Here is a 15,378-nt window from a genome sequence, read left to right on the forward strand (position 1 = left end):
CTGTGCAGCGGCCGGCCTGCTAGACCGCGGGGACGCAGCGGCCGTCCTCGGTGCGGTAGTCCCACTTGGCGCCCTCGCGCACCAGCTCCCGGACCGCGCCGACGAAGCGCTCCACGTGCTCGTCGGGCGTGCCCGCGCCGAAGCTGACGCGGATCGCGTTCAGCGACCGCTCCCCCGGGGCGGCCTCGGGGGCCCCGCACTCGCCCGGCTCCTGGGGCTCGCTGCCGAGCAGGGTCCGTACCAGCGGGTGGGCGCAGAACAGGCCGTCCCGTACGCCGATCCCGTACTCCGCGGAAAGCGCGGCGGCGAAGTGCGAGCTGTTCCAGCCGTCGACCACGAACGAGATGACGCCGACCCGCGGGGCGTCGTCGCCGAACAGCGAGAGCACCCGCACCTCGGGCACCTCCGCCAGGCCCTCGCGGACCCGGGCGACGAGCTGCTGCTCGCGGGCGACCAGGGAGTCGAAGCCGGCCTCGGTGAGCGCCTTGCAGGCCGAGGCGATCGCGTACACGCCGATGACGTTGGGCGAGCCGGCCTCGTGACGGGCGGCCGTGGCGTGCCACTCGACGTCCACGCCGCCGTCCGTACGGCGGGCCACCGTGCGGCTCGCGCCGCCGCCCGCGAGGTACGGCTCGGCGTCCCGCAGCCAGTCGGCGCGGCCGGCCAGCACCCCGGAGCCGAACGGCGCGTACAGCTTGTGCCCGGAGAAGGCGACCCAGTCGACGTCGAGCTCCGCGATGTCCACCGGGTGGTGCGGCGCGAGCTGGGCGGCGTCCAGCACGATGCGGGCGCCGTGCGCGTGCGCCGCGGCGGCGAGCTCCTTGACCGGCCACAGCTCACCGGTGACGTTGGACGCGCCGGTGACGCAGACCAGCGCGGGGCCGTACGGGTCTCGGCCGGCAAGGGCCTGCTCCAGGGTCTCGACGGCCTGCGCCGGAGTCCGCGGGGCGTTGAGGTAGGTCACCCGGGCGTCTCGCCAGGGCAGCAGCGAGGCGTGGTGCTCGGTCTCGAAGACGAAGACCTGGCAGTCGGCCGGCAGCGCCTGGGCGAGCAGGTTGAGCGAGTCGGTGGTCGAGCGGGTGAAGACAACCTGGTCGCCGGCACGGCAGCCGAGGAACTCCGCGACGGTGGCGCGGCTGTTCTCGAAGAGGTCGGTCGACAGCTGGGAGAGGTACCCGGCACCGCGGTGCACGCTGCCGTAGTACGGGGCGTACGCGGCCACGTCGTCCCACACGCGCTGCAGGGCCGGGGCGCTCGCGGCGTAGTCCAGGGCGGCGTAGGTGACTTCGCCCCCGGTGACGAGCGGAACGGTGACATCCCGCCCCAGAACGGGCAGCGGGGAACAAATCAGCTGGTCGGCGGCAGCGGTGGAGACAGACATGGCGAACTCCCGTGAGAGGCAGGCGAGATCACCGCTCGACGTGACCGAAGCACGGAGCGGTAAGGGAAAGAAGGGTGTGCGGTGGGGGGCCGAAAGCCCTATCGCATTCGCTTGCTCACGAGACTGCTCCCTGGAGGACCAGGACCCCAGCCCAACACCTGAAAAGAGGTGCGCAAGGGGTCCGCGCTTGCCGCAGGCCTTGCTGCCTACGACCTGGTCTTCACCCGGGGCACCCCGCCACGGACGGAGGGTTGCCGGACAGCAAGCCGGGGCCTGAACGCTGTCACTCATGACCTGCGCAGTATCTTGCCACAAGATCTTCCACGCGCAACGCGGAGTCCGAATGCCGGACTCCGCGTTGTGTCAGCTTGCGTGAGGCACGCGCTTACGCGTTGCTCGCCGCCACCCAGCGCTCCAGCGTGCGCTGAGCCGCGCCCGAGTCGATCGACTCGGCGGCCTTGGCGATCCCGGCGGCGATCTGCTCGTTCAACGAGCCCTCCGTCGGATCGAGCGCCACCAGCGCCGCCGCCGCGTTGAGCAGCACCGCGTCCCGCACCGGGCCGGTCTCGCCGCCCAGCAGCCGGCGCGCGACATCCGCGTTGTACGAGGCGTCGGCACCGCGCAGTGCCTCCACGGGTACCAGCTCGATCCCCACCTCACGCGGGTCGAAGGGCTGCTCGCGGACCTCGCCGTCCCGCACCGTCCACACCCGGGAGGTGGCGGTGGTGGTCAGCTCGTCGAGGCCGTCGTCACCGCGGAAGACGAGCGCGGAGGACCCGCGCTCCGCCAGTACGCCCGCGACGATCGGCGCCATCCTGGCGTCGGCGACCCCGGTCGCCTGCGCCCGTACCCGGGCCGGGTTGGTGAGCGGACCGAGGAAGTTGAACGTGGTGCGGATCCCCAACTCGCGCCGTGCCGCCGCCACATGACGCAGCGCCGGATGGAACTTCACGGCGAAGCAGAAGGTGATCCCGGCCTCCTCGGCGACCTCGGCCACCCGCTGCGGCGTCAGCTCCAGGTTGACGCCGAGCTTCTCCAGCACGTCCGAGGCACCGCTGGCCGACGACGCGGCCCGGTTCCCGTGCTTGACGACCTTCGCTCCGGTGCCGGCCACCACGACGGCCGACATGGTGGAGATGTTGACGGTCTTGGCGCCGTCGCCTCCGGTGCCGACGATGTCGACGGTCCGGCCGGGTACCTCGATCAGGTTGGCGTGCTCGTACATCGTCCGTACGAGTCCGTTGATCTCCGCGACCGTCTCGCCCTTGGCCCGCAGCGCCACCGCGAAACCGGCGATCTGCGCGTCGGTGGCCTCGCCCCGCATGATGCGGTCCATCGCCCAGGCGGTGTCGTCGGCCGTGACGTCGGTGTTGCTGAGCAGCGCGTCGAGTACGCCCGGCCAGCTGCGGGCCGCCACGCTGTCGCCGCCTGCCGGGGTCACAACGTTCATGGTCCGCTCCTGGGGTCCACAGCCGAATAGAGAGTGCTTCCACCCTATCCAGCCCCGGTTACGGCGAAGAGCCCCGTCCGAGCAATGGACGGGGCTCTCGCTGTGGCGACCTCGCGGCCGGGTGGGATCAGTGGTGGCCGTGGCCGCTGGTGATCTCCTTGTACTCCTCGACGCTGGGCTTCTCGATCTGGCTGCCCTCGCCGTAGTAGCTCTTGCTGAGCTTGGCCCGGAGCTTCTCCGTGCGCTTCACCTTGCGCTCGACACCGTTCTCGTCGACCGTCGGGCCGATCTCGGCCGGCTTGTACTGCTCATGCGCGGTGAGCGTGTGCAGCTGCGCCGGCGAGAGCGGCTCGTGGACCTCGACGAACTCACCGTGCGGCAGGCGCTTGATGATGCCGGTCTCGCGACCGTGCAGCACCTTCTCCTTGTCACGCCGCTGCAGGCCCAGGCAGATCCGCTTGGTGATGACGAAGGCGATGACCGGGCCGACGAAGAAGCCGATCCGCGCGAACCAGGTGATGTTGTTGATCGACAGGTGGAAGAACTGGGCGAACATGTCGTTGCCGCCCGCGATCAGCAGGATCACGTACCAGGTCAGCCACGCGACACCGAAGCCCGTACGGGTCGGCGCGTTACGCGGCCGGTCCGCGATGTGGTGCTCGCGCTTGTCCTGGGTGACCCAGGACTCGACGAACGGGTACACCGCGATCGCGACCAGCACCAACGGGAAGATCATCAGCGGGATGAACACACCCAGGGCGAGCGTGTGGCCCCAGAAGTTGATCTCCCAGCCCGGCATGGCCCGGATGAGTCCCTCGGAGAAGCCCATGTACCAGTCGGGCTGGGCGCCGGTGGACACATGGTCCGGACGGTACGGTCCGAGCGCCCAGATCGGGTTGATCGAGGCGATCGCCGAGATGGCCGCGATGACACCGAAGACCAGGAAGAAGAAGCCTCCGGCCTTGGCCATGTAGACGGGCAGCAGCGGCATGCCGACGACGTTGTTGTTGTTCCGGCCGGGACCCGCGAACTGCGTGTGCTTGTGGTAGAAGACCAGGATCAGGTGGGCCACCAGCAGGCCCAGCATGATGCCGGGCAGCAGCAGGACGTGGATCGAGTAGAACCGGGCGACGAAGTCGTCGCCGGGGAACTCGCCGCCGAAGAGGAACATCGACAGGTACGTACCGACGATCGGCACCGACAGGATCGCGCCCTGCATGAAGCGGACACCCGTACCGGAGAGCAGGTCGTCCGGGAGCGAGTAGCCGGTGAAGCCGGTGAACATGCCGAGCACCAGCAGCAGGAAGCCGAAGATCCAGTTGACCTCGCGCGGCTTGCGGAACGCGCCCGTGAAGAAGACGCGCATCATGTGCACCATCATCGCCGCGATGAAGATCAGCGCGCCCCAGTGGTGGATCTGCCGGATCAGCAGACCGCCGCGGACGTCGAAGCTGATCTCCAGCGTCGAGGCGTACGCCTCGGACATCCGGATGCCCTGCATCGGGACGTACGAGCCGTGGTACTCGACCTCGGCCATGCTCGGGTGGAAGAACAGCGTCAGGTACACACCCGTGAGGATGATGATGATGAAGCTGTAGAGCGCGATCTCGCCCAGCATGAAGGACCAGTGGTCCGGGAAGATCTTGCGCATGTTGGACTTGGCCAGGCTGTAGATGCCGAGCCGGCCGTCCGCCCAGTCGGCGACCCGCTCACCGGCGGGTGCCTTCCGCTTTCCCGCCGCGCCGGCGGCTGATGTATTCGTCGTCACGTTGCTCATCCGCGCTCCCAGAAGGAAGGACCGACGGGCTCTTCGAAGTCGCCGAGCGCTTCGAGGAAGCCTTCGTCATTCACTCCGATCCGCAGCTGCGGGAGGGCGTGACCGGCCGGGCCGAAGATGACGCGGGCGCCGTCGGAGAGGTCGAAGGTGGACTGGTGGCACGGGCAGAGCACGTGGTGGGTCTGCTGCTCGTACAGGCTGATCGGGCAGCCGACGTGGGTGCAGATCTTCGAGTAGGCCACGATGCCCTCGTGGGACCACTCGAGTTCCTGCTTGTCCTTGATGTTCTCCGGCTGGATACGGACGATCATCAGGGCAGCCTTGGCGATCTGCGTCTGGAAGCCGTGCGCGTCCTCCTCCAGGCCCTCGGGCATGGCGAAGGTCAGCGAGCCGACGGCCACGTCCTCGGGTCGCAGCGGCTCATTGGTGTTCTGGTTGATGAGCAGCTTGCCCTTGGCCCAGAGCGTGTGGCGGAGCTTGTCCTCGGGCAGCGGCCCGAGGTCACGCATCAGCACCACGGCGGACAGCGGCAGCATCGCCAGCGCACCGAACATGGTGTTGCGGATGAGCTTGCGGCGGCCGATGTCGGACTCCTTCGCGCCGGCCGCGAAGTCCGCCATGACCTTGGCCCGGACCTCGGGCTCGGCCGCGATCGGGTGGCGCTCGTCCGCGACCTCCACGTCGGACATCAGGGTGCGGGCCCAGTGGACCGCGCCCGCGCCGATGCAGAAGAGCGCCACGCCCAGAGTCAGACCCAGGGAGAAGTTGAGCGCGCTCACGTGCCCGAACGGGAAGATGTAGACGATCTGGTCGACCGGGAAGATCACGTAGGACGCGATGAAGCCGATCGTCGCCAGCATCGACAGCGTGAACAGGAACGCCACGGTGCGCTCGGAGCGCTTGGCGGCCCGCTCGTCGATGTCCTGGATGCGCGGCTTGTGGGCCGGCAGACCGGGGTCGGCGAACGGATCGTCCGCGACAGATACCGCGCCGTGCGCGGCGCCCTGCTCAGCAGGCAGGGTCTCTTCTGGATTCTGTTGGCTACTCATGACTTCTTGGCCTTAGCGGTGTGGGCCGCGACCCAGACGGCGACTGCGATGAGCGCACCCAGACCGAAGATCCAGCCGAACAGACCTTCGCTGACCGGACCGAGGCCGCCCAGCTTGAGGCCGCCGGGGCTCTCCGACTCGCTGCTGTTGACCGTCTCGAGGTACGCGATGATGTCCTGCTTCTCCTGCTCCGGAAGCGTCGTGTCCGGGAAGGAGGGCATGTTCTGCGGGCCGGTCAGCATGGCCTCGTAGATGTGCTTCGGCGACACGTCGTGCAGGTTGGGGGCGTACTTGCCGTCCGTCAGGGCGCCACCCTCACCGGTGAAGTTGTGGCACTGCGCGCAGTTGTTGCGGAAGAGTTCGCCACCCCTGGCGATGTTCGCGCCCTCGGGGTTGTACTGCTCCGGAGTCGGAGTGACGGGACCCGCGCCGAGGGAAGCGATGTACGCAGCGAGCTGGTCGATCTGCTTCTGCGAGTAGATGTTCGGCTTCTTCGGCACCTGCGCGCCGGGCTGCTGGGCCGGCATGCGGCCCGTGCTGACCTGGAAGTCAACGGCTGCGGAGCCGACTCCCACCAGGCTCGGGCCGTCAGTGGAACCCTGACCCCCGGTGCCGTGGCAGCTTGCGCAGCCAACGGCGTACAGCTTCTGGCCCTCCTCGATGGCGAGGGACTGGGCGGTCTCGTCGGCCTGCGCCGTGCCCGTGGGCGCGAACGCGGCGTACAGCCCCCCAGTGGCCGCCAGCGCGAAGAGGAGAACGACGACCGCGGCCAGCGGATGGCGTCGTCGTGCGGAGAGCTTTTTCACGGATTACCCCGGTGTCAGGATCTTCTGCGTCGGTGCTTGCTGGATATGTGTCGGGTGCGAGCCCGATTACTTGATCATGTAGATCGTGGCGAAGAGGCCGATCCAGACGACATCGACGAAGTGCCAGTAGTAGGACACGACGATGGCGGCGGTGGCCTGTTCGTGGGTGAATCTCCTGGCCGCGTACGTGCGGCCAAGGACCAGCAGGAAGGCGATCAGGCCGCCCGTCACATGCAGGCCGTGGAAGCCGGTGGTCAGGTAGAACACGGAGCCGTACGGGCCGGACGAGAGCGACATGCCCGCGTCCTTCACCAGCTCGGTGTACTCCAGGACCTGGCCGCCGATGAAGATCGCACCCATCACGAACGTGATGATGAACCACGTCCGGAGCTTCTTCACATCGCCCCGCTCCGCGGCGAAGACGCCGAGCTGGCAGGTGAGGGAGGAGAGCACCAGGATCGTGGTGTTGGTCGCCGAGAACGGGAAGTTCAGGTGTTCAGCCTGAGCCGACCAGTAATCGGCACCCGTCACCGATCGCAGGGTGAAGTACATCGCGAAGAGGGCCGCGAAGAACATCAGCTCGGAACTCAACCAGATGATGGTTCCGACGCTGGTGAGGTTCGGCCGATTGACCGACGGGTGCGCGTGCCCGGTTTCTACTGTCGTTGCTGTCGCCACGACCGACATTATGTCGGTCGCTTATCCCGCCCTCACTCCGGGGGGTGCCGTTCGGTGTGTCAGTACGCTGTGTCCAGCCCGAACGGCCCATCGAAGCACCGTGCGAACCGGTGTTGACACGCTGTCGGACGGAGTAGCATCCGCGCATCGGTTCCTGACCCGAAGCTGTGTCATTGAGAAGCGTGGAGGAACAATGCAGGCGACTGCCACGGTGCTGGTCTACAGCGACGACTCCAGCACTCGCGAACAGGTGCGGCTGGCGGCGGGACGCAGGCCGGCCGCCGATGTGCCGCCGGTGGAGTTCCTTGAGTGCGCCACCATGCCGGCCGTACTGAAGGCCCTGGAGCGGGGCGGCATCGACGTCTGCGTGCTGGACGGCGAGGCGGTTCCCGCGGGCGGTATGGGCGTGTGCCGTCAGATCAAGGACGAGATCTTCCACTGCCCGCCCGTTCTGCTGCTCATCGGCCGCCCGCAGGACGCCTGGCTGGCCACCTGGAGCCGCGCGGACGCGGCGGTGACCCTTCCGGTGGATCCGGTGGAGTTCGCGGACTCGCTGGCCGCGCTGCTGCGCCGCCGGCTGTCGGTGGGCGCCTGAGGCCCCGGCCTCGATCGGTCTGACCGGACCGGCCGGCCCGGTCAGATCTCGGCCCGGAGGCGGGCGGCGTCGACGGCGGTCCGCCCCTCCGGTGTGCCGGCCAGGAGGGAACTGCCCTTGCGCCACTCGCCCCACGGCAGGTTCCAGTCGCCGAATCCGTTGCCGAAGGGAGCCATCTCCTCGCCGGAGCTGTTGATCACCTTCACGATGTCGCCCTCACGCACGGTGTTGAAGAACCATGCGGCGTTGCCGGTGCTCATGCCCGTGCATCCGTGGCTGACATTGGCGTATCCCTGTGAGCCGACGGACCAGGGGGCGGCGTGCACGTACTCGCCGCTCCAGGTGACCCGGGTCGCGTAGTAGACGGGCAGGTCGTACGACTCCGCACTGCCCTCCGGGATGCCGACGCTGGTGCCGCGCATCCGTACGAAGTACTCCCGGCCCAGCACCACCTTGACGCCGTTGCGGGTGGAGAAGCCGGGTTTGCCGGTGGTCACCGGGATGGTCTTGATCACTTCGCCGTTGCGCAGGACGGTCATCTGGTGCGAGGCGGCGTCGGTGATCGCTTCGAGCCGGTCCCCCGTGGTGATGGTCAGCGGCTTGGCGGCGGCGCCGTGGATCTTGTTGCCGACCCGGATGCCCTCGAGATTGCTGCGCACCTCTATGGAGGCGTTGGCGGGCCAGTACTCCTTCGGGCGGAAGTGCAGTTCCCGGTCGTCCACCCAGTGCCAGGCCCCCTCGACCGACGGCGTGGAGCGGACGCTCAGCCCCCGTTCGACGACCGCCCGGGCCGCCTTGTCCTTGACCGCCCGGCTCAGCTTCGCCGTGACGGGCTGGCCGACGCCGTACTTGCCCGCCTTGGGGCCGAACTCGACCTTCAGGAGGTTCTGTGCCGGTGCCGTGTGGAACGACAGCGTCCGCCGCCCTGGCGCCCCCTCGTCGTCCTCGGTGCTCACCCGGACGGTGTAGTGCGCTCCTGCGGCCAGCGGGGTGGTGCTGTGCCAGCGGCTGCCGTCCGCGGAGAGTTCGCCCGCCACATGGCGGCCGGCGGCGTCTGTCGCGGTCACGTCGGTTATTCGGCTGTCCTCGCCCTTGGCCGTCACCTCCAGCGGCCGGTCGGGGTCCGTCGGGCGGCTGCCCGCGGTGTGGTTGAAGGCGACCTGGCCGGCCGCGTCATAGGGCCGGGCGGAGAGCGGATTGCCGCCCGAGCCGTCACAGGCGGCGGCTCCCACTCCGAGGGAGAGGACCACCACGGTGCAGCTCAGGACCATCCGAATGTGCGGTGAGTGGCTCATAACCACACATTAGGAAGATATGCGCCGAACGGCTCGCCGGATGACTGCAAACGAGGGGCCCGGTCACCTGTTTGACGAGGTGTCCGGGCCCCACATGTTTGGCTTCGCGATTACTGGTTCTGGTTCTCGCCGCGGTAGTACTCGAACACCCAGCCGAACAGACCGATCAGGACGATCGGCATCGAGAAGTACAGCAGCCACCAGCCGAAGACGACGCCCATGAAGGCGAGCGCGCCACCGATGGCGAGCGAGAGCGGCTGCCAGCTGTGCGGGGAGAAGAATCCCAGCTCACCGGCCTCGTCCGCGACGTCGGCCTCCTTGTTGTCCTGAGCCATGGCGTCCACTCGCCGGGCCGTGAAGGCCAGGTAGTAGCCGATCATGACGCTCAGGCCGAAGGCCAGGAACAGTGCGGTGGTGCCGGCCGGCTCCTTCGACCACACGCCATAGACGATCGCCATGGCGAGGATGAAGAAGGCGAGCCACAGGAACATCTTGCCCTGGACCTTCACTTGCCGGCCTCCTTGTCACCAGCGATGTGGCTGGCACCGTGACCGGCGTGTTCGAGCTCGTCCAGAGCAGCGATCTCCGGGTGGTGCAGGTCGAACGCCGGGGATTCGGAACGGATCCGCGGCAGGGTGAGGAAGTTGTGCCGCGGGGGCGGGCAGGAAGTCGCCCACTCGAGCGAACGGCCGTAGCCCCACGGGTCGTCGACCTCGATCTTCTTGCCGTACTTCGCCGTCTTCCAGACGTTGTACATGAAGGGCAGGAGCGACATGCCGAGCAGGAACGAGCTGATCGTGGAGATGGTGTTCAGCGCGGTGAATCCGTCGGCGGCCAGGTAGTCCGCGTACCGGCGCGGCATGCCCTCGGCGCCCAGCCAGTGCTGCACCAGGAACGTGCCGTGGAAGCCGATGAACAGCGTCCAGAAGGTGATCTTGCCCAGGCGCTCGTCGAGCATCTTGCCGGTGAACTTGGGCCACCAGAAGTGGAAGCCCGCGAACATCGCGAACACGACGGTGCCGAAGACCACGTAGTGGAAGTGCGCCACCACGAAGTACGAGTCCGACACGTGGAAGTCCATCGGGGGCGAGGCCAGGATGACGCCGGTCAGACCACCGAAGGTGAAGGTGACCAGGAAGCCGATCGTCCACAGCATCGGTGTCTCGAAGGACAACGACCCCTTCCACATGGTGCCGATCCAGTTGAAGAACTTCACACCGGTCGGTACCGCGATCAGGAAGGTCATGAAGGAGAAGAACGGCAACAGCACACCACCGGTGACGTACATGTGGTGCGCCCACACCGTCACCGACAGACCCGCGATCGCGATCGTCGCACCGATCAGACCGATGTAACCGAACATCGGCTTGCGGGAGAAGACCGGGATCACTTCGGAGACGATGCCGAAGAACGGCAGCGCGATGATGTACACCTCGGGATGCCCGAAGAACCAGAACAGGTGCTGCCACAGCAACGCGCCGCCGTTACTGGCGTCGAAGATGTGCGCACCGAACTTCCGGTCGGCCTCCAGCGCGAAGAGCGCGGCGGCGAGCACCGGGAAGGCGAGCAGGACCAGCACACCGGTCAGCAGCACGTTCCAGGTGAAGATCGGCATCCGGAACATCGTCATGCCGGGGGCGCGCATGCAGATGATCGTGGTGATGAAGTTGACCGAACCGAGGATCGTGCCGAAGCCCGAGAAGGCCAGACCCATGATCCACATGTCGGCGCCGATGCCCGGCGAGCGGACCGCGTCCGACAGCGGCGTGTAGGCGAACCAGCCGAAGTCGGCCGCACCCTGCGGGGTGAGGAAGCCGGCCACCGCGATGAGCGAGCCGAAGAGGTACAGCCAGTACGCGAACATGTTCAGCCGCGGGAACGCCACGTCGGGCGCGCCGATCTGCAGCGGCATGATCCAGTTCGCGAATCCGGCGAACAGCGGCGTCGCGAACATCAGCAGCATGATCGTGCCGTGCATCGTGAACGCCTGGTTGAACTGCTCGTTCGACATGATCTGCGTACCGGGACGGGCCAGTTCGGCGCGCATGACGAGCGCCAGCAGACCACCGATGCAGAAGAAGAAGAACGACGTGACCAGATAGAGCGTGCCGATCGTCTTGTGGTCAGTGGTGGTCATCCACTTGACGACGACATTTCCCGGCTGCTTGCGCCGTACCGGCAGCTCGTCCTCGTACGAGTCGTCTGCTGCCGCGGCACCCTGGGGTTCGTTGAGGATGCTCACAGTTTGTTCGTCTCCGCATTCCTGGCCGGGTCGGTCTGCTCGATGCCGGTCGGGAGGAAGCCGGTCTGCCCCTTCTCGGCCAGCTCCTTCAGGTGCTGCTGGTAGCGCTCCGGAGAGACGACCTTGACATTGAAGAGCATCCGGGAGTGGTCGACGCCGCAGAGTTCGGCGCACTTGCCCATGAAGGTGCCCTCCTGGTTCGGAGTCACCTCGAAGACGTTGGTGTGTCCCGGAATGACGTCCTGCTTGAACAGGAAGGGAACCACCCAGAAGGAGTGGATGACGTCATTGGACGAGAGGATGAAGCGGACCTTCTCGCCCTTGGGCAGCCACAGCGTCGGACCCGGGTTGCCGTTCTGCGGGTTCCGGTCGGCCGGGACGCCCTTGGTGTAGACGCCTTCGGCGCCGGCCGGGAAGTCCTTGGTGTACCGGTCCGGGAGGGAGCCCAGTTCATCGGGGAGCTTGCCGGGCGTGTCGGCCCTGCCGTCCACGTCCTCGATGTAGTTGAAGCCCCAGCTCCACTGGTAGCCGACCACGTTGATGGTGTGCTGCGGCTTGTCGAGGGCCAGGAGCTTGGACTCGTCACGTGCGGTGAAGTAGAAGAGCACCGACACGATGATGAGCGGGACCACGGTGTACAGCGCCTCGATGGGCATGTTGTACCGGGTCTGCGGAGGGACCTCCACCTTGGTGCGGCTGCGCCGGTGGAAGACGATGCTCCACACGATCAGGCCCCATACCAGCACGCCGGTGGCGAGTGCGGCCGCCCACGAACCCTGCCACAGGGAGAGGATGATCGGCGCCTCCTCCGTGACCGGAGTGGGCATTCCGAGGCGGGGGAAGTCCTTGTATGTGCAACCGGTGGCGGTCGCCAGGACCAGGCCCGCAGTCAGCGCCTGCAGCAGCTTCCGCCGCATCGGGCGCCGCGGCGAGCGGTCGGAGCCGTAGGGACTCACGTAGCGCCTTCCCGAGAGTCTCGCCCGCGCGGCCGGCTGCGGCCGTTTCGCTTGGTCGGTCGCCGGCCCTGACCACGGGCAGGGGTTTGGATGTTTATGCGGACCAAACCCTACTGGACGCTAATTGGGGTCGCGCGGGGAGGGTGCTTAACGCGCCGCGACTGACCCCGAAGGGGTGGTTCGGCCTTCCGGGGGACGGTCCGCGGACCCCCGAATGGCCGCTTCCGGGGGTCATCTGACGCCCCCTCCCCTGTGCCCCGGGGGAGCAGGCCGCGGGCGCTCGGGGACGGCGCGGGGTTAGCGTGGCGGCGTGCCCTACTTCGATACCGCGTCCTCCGCTCCGCTGCACCCCGTCGCCCGCCAGGCCCTGCAGGCCTCGCTCGACGAGGGGTGGGCGGACCCCGCCCGCCTCTACCGCGAGGGGCGGCGGGCCCGGCTGCTCCTCGACGCGGCGCGCGAGGCCGCGGCGGAGGCCGTGGGGTGCCGGCCGGACGAGCTGGTGTTCACCTCCTCCGGAACGCGCGCCGTGCATACGGCGATCGCGGGCGCCCTGGCCGGACGCCGGCGCGTGGGTGGCCATCTGGTCGTGTCCGCGGTGGAGCACTCCTCCGTGCTGCACGCGGCCGCCGAGCACGAGAAGGCGGGCGGTTCGCTGACCGAAGTACCGGTGGACCGGGCCGGGTCGGTGGCGCCCGAGGCGTACACGGCTGCCCTGCGCCCGGACACCGCCCTGGCCTGTCTGCAGTCCGCCAACCACGAGGTGGGCACCGAGCAGCCGGTCGCCGAGGTGGCCGGGGCGTGCCGGGCCGCCGGGGTGCCGCTGCTGGTCGACGCGGCGCAGTCGCTGGCCTGGGGGCCGGTGGAGGGAGACTGGTCGATGCTCGCGGCGAGTGCGCACAAATGGGGTGGACCGGCTGGAGTCGGGCTGCTGGCCGTACGCAAGGGGATTCGCTTCGCACCCCAAGGCCCGGCCGACGAACGGGAGTCGGGGCGGGCCGCCGGTTTCGAGAACATCCCGGCGGTCGTGGCGGCCGCCGCCTCCCTGCGTGCCGTACGGGCGGAGGCCGCGGCGGAGGCCGGGCGGCTGCGCGGGCTGGTGGACCGGATCCGGGCCCGGGTGCCGGCGCTGGTGCCGGACGTGGAGGTGGTGGGCGATCCGGTACGGCGGCTGCCGCACCTGGTCACCTTCTCCTGTCTCTATGTCGACGGGGAGACACTGCTGCACGAACTGGACCGGGCGGGCTTCTCCGTGTCCTCCGGCTCCTCGTGCACGAGCAGCACACTGACGCCGAGCCATGTGCTGCGGGCCATGGGGGTGCTGTCGGAGGGCAATGTCCGCGTCTCGCTGCCGCCCGGGACGACCGGCGAGGAGGTCGACCGCTTCCTGGAGGTGCTGCCGGGTGCGGTGTCCGGGGTGCGCGAGCGGCTGGGCGCGCCGGCGTCGGGCGAGGTGCGGGCCACGCCGGTCGGCGCCTCGCTGGTGGTGGACGCGCTCGGCAGGCGGTGCCCGGTCCCGGTGATCGAGCTGGCCAAGGTCATCGGCGACGTGCCGGTCGGCGCCACGGTGACGGTCCTGTCGGACGACGAGGCGGCGCGGCTGGACATCCCGGCGTGGTGCGAGATGACGGGCCAGGAGTACGTGGGCGAGCAGCCGGCGGACCAGGGTCGCGCTTACGTGGTCCGCCGGCGTGCGTGAGCGGTACCGGTACCGGTGTCGGTACCGGTACTAGGCGAGGTGGTCCCGGACGTCCTCGGCCGCGTCGTGCCCGTACGCCTTGGTGAAGCGGTCCATGAAGTGGGCGCGGCGCAGGGTGTACTCCTGGGTGCCCAGCGTTTCGATCACCAGGGTCGCCAGCATGCAGCCGACCTGGGCGGCGCGCTCCAGGCCCACGCCCCAGGAGAGGCCGGACAGGAAGCCCGCGCGGAACGCGTCGCCGACGCCGGTCGGGTCGACCTTCGCCACCTCCTCGGGGCAGCCCACGACGATGGGCTCCGCGCCGGTCTGCTCGATCCGCACACCGCGCGAGCCGAGCGTGGTGACCCGGTGGCCGACGCGGGCCAGGATCTCCTCGTCGGTCCAGCCGGTCTTGGACTCGATGAGCCCCTTCTCGTACTCGTTGGAGAAGAGGTACGTCGCACCGTCCAGCAGGGTGCGGATCTCGTCACCGTTCATCCGGGCGATCTGCTGCGAGAAGTCGGCGGCGAACGGGATGGCGCGGGCGCGGCACTCCTCCGTGTGGCGGAGCATCGCCTCGGGGTCGTCCGCGCCGATCAGTACCAGGTCGAGGCCGCCGACGCGGTCGGCGACCGCCTTGAGCTCGATCTGCCGGGCCTCGCTCATGGCACCGGTGTAGAACGAGCCGATCTGGTTGTGGTCGGCGTCCGTCGTGCACACGAAGCGGGCGGTGTGCAGCACCTCGGAGATACGGACCGAGGCGGTGTCCACGCCGTGCCGGTCGAGCCACGCGCGGTACTCGTCGAAGTCGGCGCCCGCGGCGCCGACCAGGATCGGCCGGGTGCCCAGCTGCCCCATGCCGAAGCAGATGTTGGCGCCGACGCCGCCCCTGCGTACGTCGAGGTTGTCGACCAGGAAGGAGAGGGAGACCGTGTGCAGCTGGTCCGCGACCAGCTGGTCGGCGAAGCGGCCGGGGAAGGTCATGAGGTGGTCGGTGGCGATGGAGCCGGTGACTGCGATCCGCACGGCGAAGCGCTCCTGTGGCGTCGAGGGGAGGTGACAGTTCACGCTACCGGGTTCCGGGGCCCACGCCGACCTGGCAAAACTACCCGATAGTAGGTCTTTTTTCGTGACGATCGTCGTGCTTACGGTGCCTGTATACGGGGTCCGCAAGCGGATCTCCGAGATACGGGAGCAGCGCGCATGCCGAAGCACATCGCCACGGACCCCGCCCCTGAATTCAGCCTCGCCCAGCTGCGCGGCGACTGCGCCCGGATGGCACCGCACTGGGCGGTCCCGGCCGAGCCCGCGCCCGTACCGGTACGTCCGTCGCAGATCCACGGGATCACCGTTCCGCCGGCGTCCGCCCGGCTGCTCGACTCCATGTCGGAGTACGGCGACTAGGCGACTGGGGCCTGCGCGACCCGTACGTGGATTGACCCGTCCGGGGGACCGGCCCGCCGCAGGGGAACCG

Annotated in this window: 14 protein-coding genes and 1 riboswitch; of the genes, 3 read left to right on the top strand and 11 right to left on the bottom strand. The window is 68.6% G+C overall.

Annotated elements, in window-relative coordinates:
- Positions 1-19: 19 nt before the first annotated feature.
- The 6 genes from ACWV17_RS26810 to ctaE form a co-directional block, all read right to left on the bottom strand.
- Positions 20-1,381 carry an aminotransferase class V-fold PLP-dependent enzyme gene (locus ACWV17_RS26810; RefSeq protein ID WP_455361700.1) on the bottom strand — a complete coding sequence of 454 codons (1,362 nt, stop codon included), beginning with the start codon at positions 1,379-1,381 and terminating at the stop codon, positions 20-22.
- 178 nt (positions 1,382-1,559) lie between these two features.
- Positions 1,560-1,676: riboswitch (SAM riboswitch) on the bottom strand.
- A 90-nt stretch (positions 1,677-1,766) separates the two neighbouring features.
- Complete coding sequence (gene trpD, locus ACWV17_RS26815; RefSeq protein ID WP_455355494.1) at positions 1,767-2,831, bottom strand: anthranilate phosphoribosyltransferase; 1,065 nt, start codon at positions 2,829-2,831, stop codon at positions 1,767-1,769.
- Between the two features lie 127 nt (positions 2,832-2,958).
- Positions 2,959-4,608 carry a cytochrome bc1 complex cytochrome b subunit gene (gene qcrB, locus ACWV17_RS26820; protein WP_455361701.1) on the bottom strand — a complete coding sequence of 550 codons (1,650 nt, stop codon included), beginning with the start codon at positions 4,606-4,608 and terminating at the stop codon, positions 2,959-2,961.
- Positions 4,605-5,657: a cytochrome bc1 complex Rieske iron-sulfur subunit gene (qcrA, locus tag ACWV17_RS26825; protein ID WP_455355492.1), complete on the bottom strand. Its 1,053-nt coding sequence runs from the start codon at positions 5,655-5,657 to the stop codon at positions 4,605-4,607. The genes qcrB and qcrA overlap by 4 nt, the downstream gene beginning before the upstream one ends.
- Entirely contained in the window at positions 5,654-6,463 is an 810-nt protein-coding gene (qcrC, locus tag ACWV17_RS26830; RefSeq protein WP_455355491.1) for a cytochrome bc1 complex diheme cytochrome c subunit, read from the bottom strand. The genes qcrA and qcrC overlap by 4 nt, the downstream gene beginning before the upstream one ends.
- Positions 6,464-6,529: 66 nt before the next feature.
- Positions 6,530-7,150 (bottom strand): aa3-type cytochrome oxidase subunit III, encoded by a 621-nt coding sequence (gene ctaE / locus ACWV17_RS26835; RefSeq protein WP_455355490.1) that lies wholly within the window; start codon positions 7,148-7,150, stop codon positions 6,530-6,532.
- Positions 7,151-7,334: 184 nt separating this feature from the next.
- Between ctaE and ACWV17_RS26840 the strand changes: the two genes are divergently transcribed.
- Entirely contained in the window at positions 7,335-7,736 is a 402-nt protein-coding gene (locus ACWV17_RS26840) for a hypothetical protein (RefSeq protein WP_455355489.1), read from the top strand.
- A gap of 41 nt (positions 7,737-7,777) precedes the next feature.
- On the opposite strand, the gene ACWV17_RS26845 is transcribed toward ACWV17_RS26840, so the two are convergent.
- From ACWV17_RS26845 to ctaC, 4 genes are all read right to left on the bottom strand, one after another.
- A complete protein-coding gene (locus tag ACWV17_RS26845; protein WP_455355488.1) occupies positions 7,778-9,031 on the bottom strand; it encodes an Ig-like domain-containing protein in 1,254 nt (417 codons plus the stop codon).
- Between the two features lie 110 nt (positions 9,032-9,141).
- Positions 9,142-9,540, bottom strand: a complete 399-nt coding sequence (locus ACWV17_RS26850; protein WP_455355487.1) for a cytochrome c oxidase subunit 4 — start codon at positions 9,538-9,540, stop codon at positions 9,142-9,144.
- Positions 9,537-11,273, bottom strand: a complete 1,737-nt coding sequence (gene ctaD, locus ACWV17_RS26855) for an aa3-type cytochrome oxidase subunit I (RefSeq protein WP_455355486.1) — start codon at positions 11,271-11,273, stop codon at positions 9,537-9,539. The genes ACWV17_RS26850 and ctaD overlap by 4 nt, the downstream gene beginning before the upstream one ends.
- Positions 11,270-12,229, bottom strand: a complete 960-nt coding sequence (gene ctaC / locus ACWV17_RS26860; RefSeq protein WP_455355485.1) for an aa3-type cytochrome oxidase subunit II — start codon at positions 12,227-12,229, stop codon at positions 11,270-11,272. Before ctaC ends, ctaD begins: the two co-directional genes overlap by 4 nt.
- A 310-nt stretch (positions 12,230-12,539) precedes the next feature.
- Here ctaC and ACWV17_RS26865 point away from each other — a divergent pair, with 310 nt between their 5' ends.
- On the top strand, positions 12,540-13,925 hold the full coding sequence (locus tag ACWV17_RS26865; RefSeq protein WP_455361702.1) for an aminotransferase class V-fold PLP-dependent enzyme: 1,386 nt from the start codon (positions 12,540-12,542) through the stop codon (positions 13,923-13,925).
- A gap of 30 nt (positions 13,926-13,955) precedes the next feature.
- On the opposite strand, the gene ACWV17_RS26870 is transcribed toward ACWV17_RS26865, so the two are convergent.
- A complete protein-coding gene (locus ACWV17_RS26870; protein ID WP_455355483.1) occupies positions 13,956-14,930 on the bottom strand; it encodes a carbohydrate kinase family protein in 975 nt (324 codons plus the stop codon).
- A 177-nt stretch (positions 14,931-15,107) separates the two neighbouring features.
- Between ACWV17_RS26870 and ACWV17_RS26875 the strand changes: the two genes are divergently transcribed.
- Positions 15,108-15,308, top strand: coding sequence for a hypothetical protein (locus tag ACWV17_RS26875; protein WP_455355482.1), 201 nt, complete (start codon positions 15,108-15,110; stop codon positions 15,306-15,308).
- Positions 15,309-15,378 lie beyond the last annotated feature (70 nt).

The sequence above is a fragment of the Streptomyces mabaensis genome (genome assembly GCF_053763515.1).

What these genes read in the sequence shown, in the direction of transcription:
- ACWV17_RS26875 (WP_455355482.1), top strand. Translation starts at nt 15,108, where the DNA reads ATGCCGAAGCACATCGCCACGGACCCCGCCCCTGAATTCAGCCTCGCC.
- ACWV17_RS26845 (WP_455355488.1), bottom strand. Translation starts at nt 9,031, where the DNA reads ATGAGCCACTCACCGCACATTCGGATGGTCCTGAGCTGCACCGTGGTG.
- ACWV17_RS26810 (WP_455361700.1), bottom strand. Translation starts at nt 1,381, where the DNA reads ATGTCTGTCTCCACCGCTGCCGCCGACCAGCTGATTTGTTCCCCGCTG.
- ACWV17_RS26840 (WP_455355489.1), top strand. Translation starts at nt 7,335, where the DNA reads ATGCAGGCGACTGCCACGGTGCTGGTCTACAGCGACGACTCCAGCACT.
- qcrB (WP_455361701.1), bottom strand. Translation starts at nt 4,608, where the DNA reads ATGAGCAACGTGACGACGAATACATCAGCCGCCGGCGCGGCGGGAAAG.
- ctaE (WP_455355490.1), bottom strand. Translation starts at nt 7,150, where the DNA reads ATGTCGGTCGTGGCGACAGCAACGACAGTAGAAACCGGGCACGCGCAC.
- trpD (WP_455355494.1), bottom strand. Translation starts at nt 2,831, where the DNA reads ATGAACGTTGTGACCCCGGCAGGCGGCGACAGCGTGGCGGCCCGCAGC.
- qcrA (WP_455355492.1), bottom strand. Translation starts at nt 5,657, where the DNA reads ATGAGTAGCCAACAGAATCCAGAAGAGACCCTGCCTGCTGAGCAGGGC.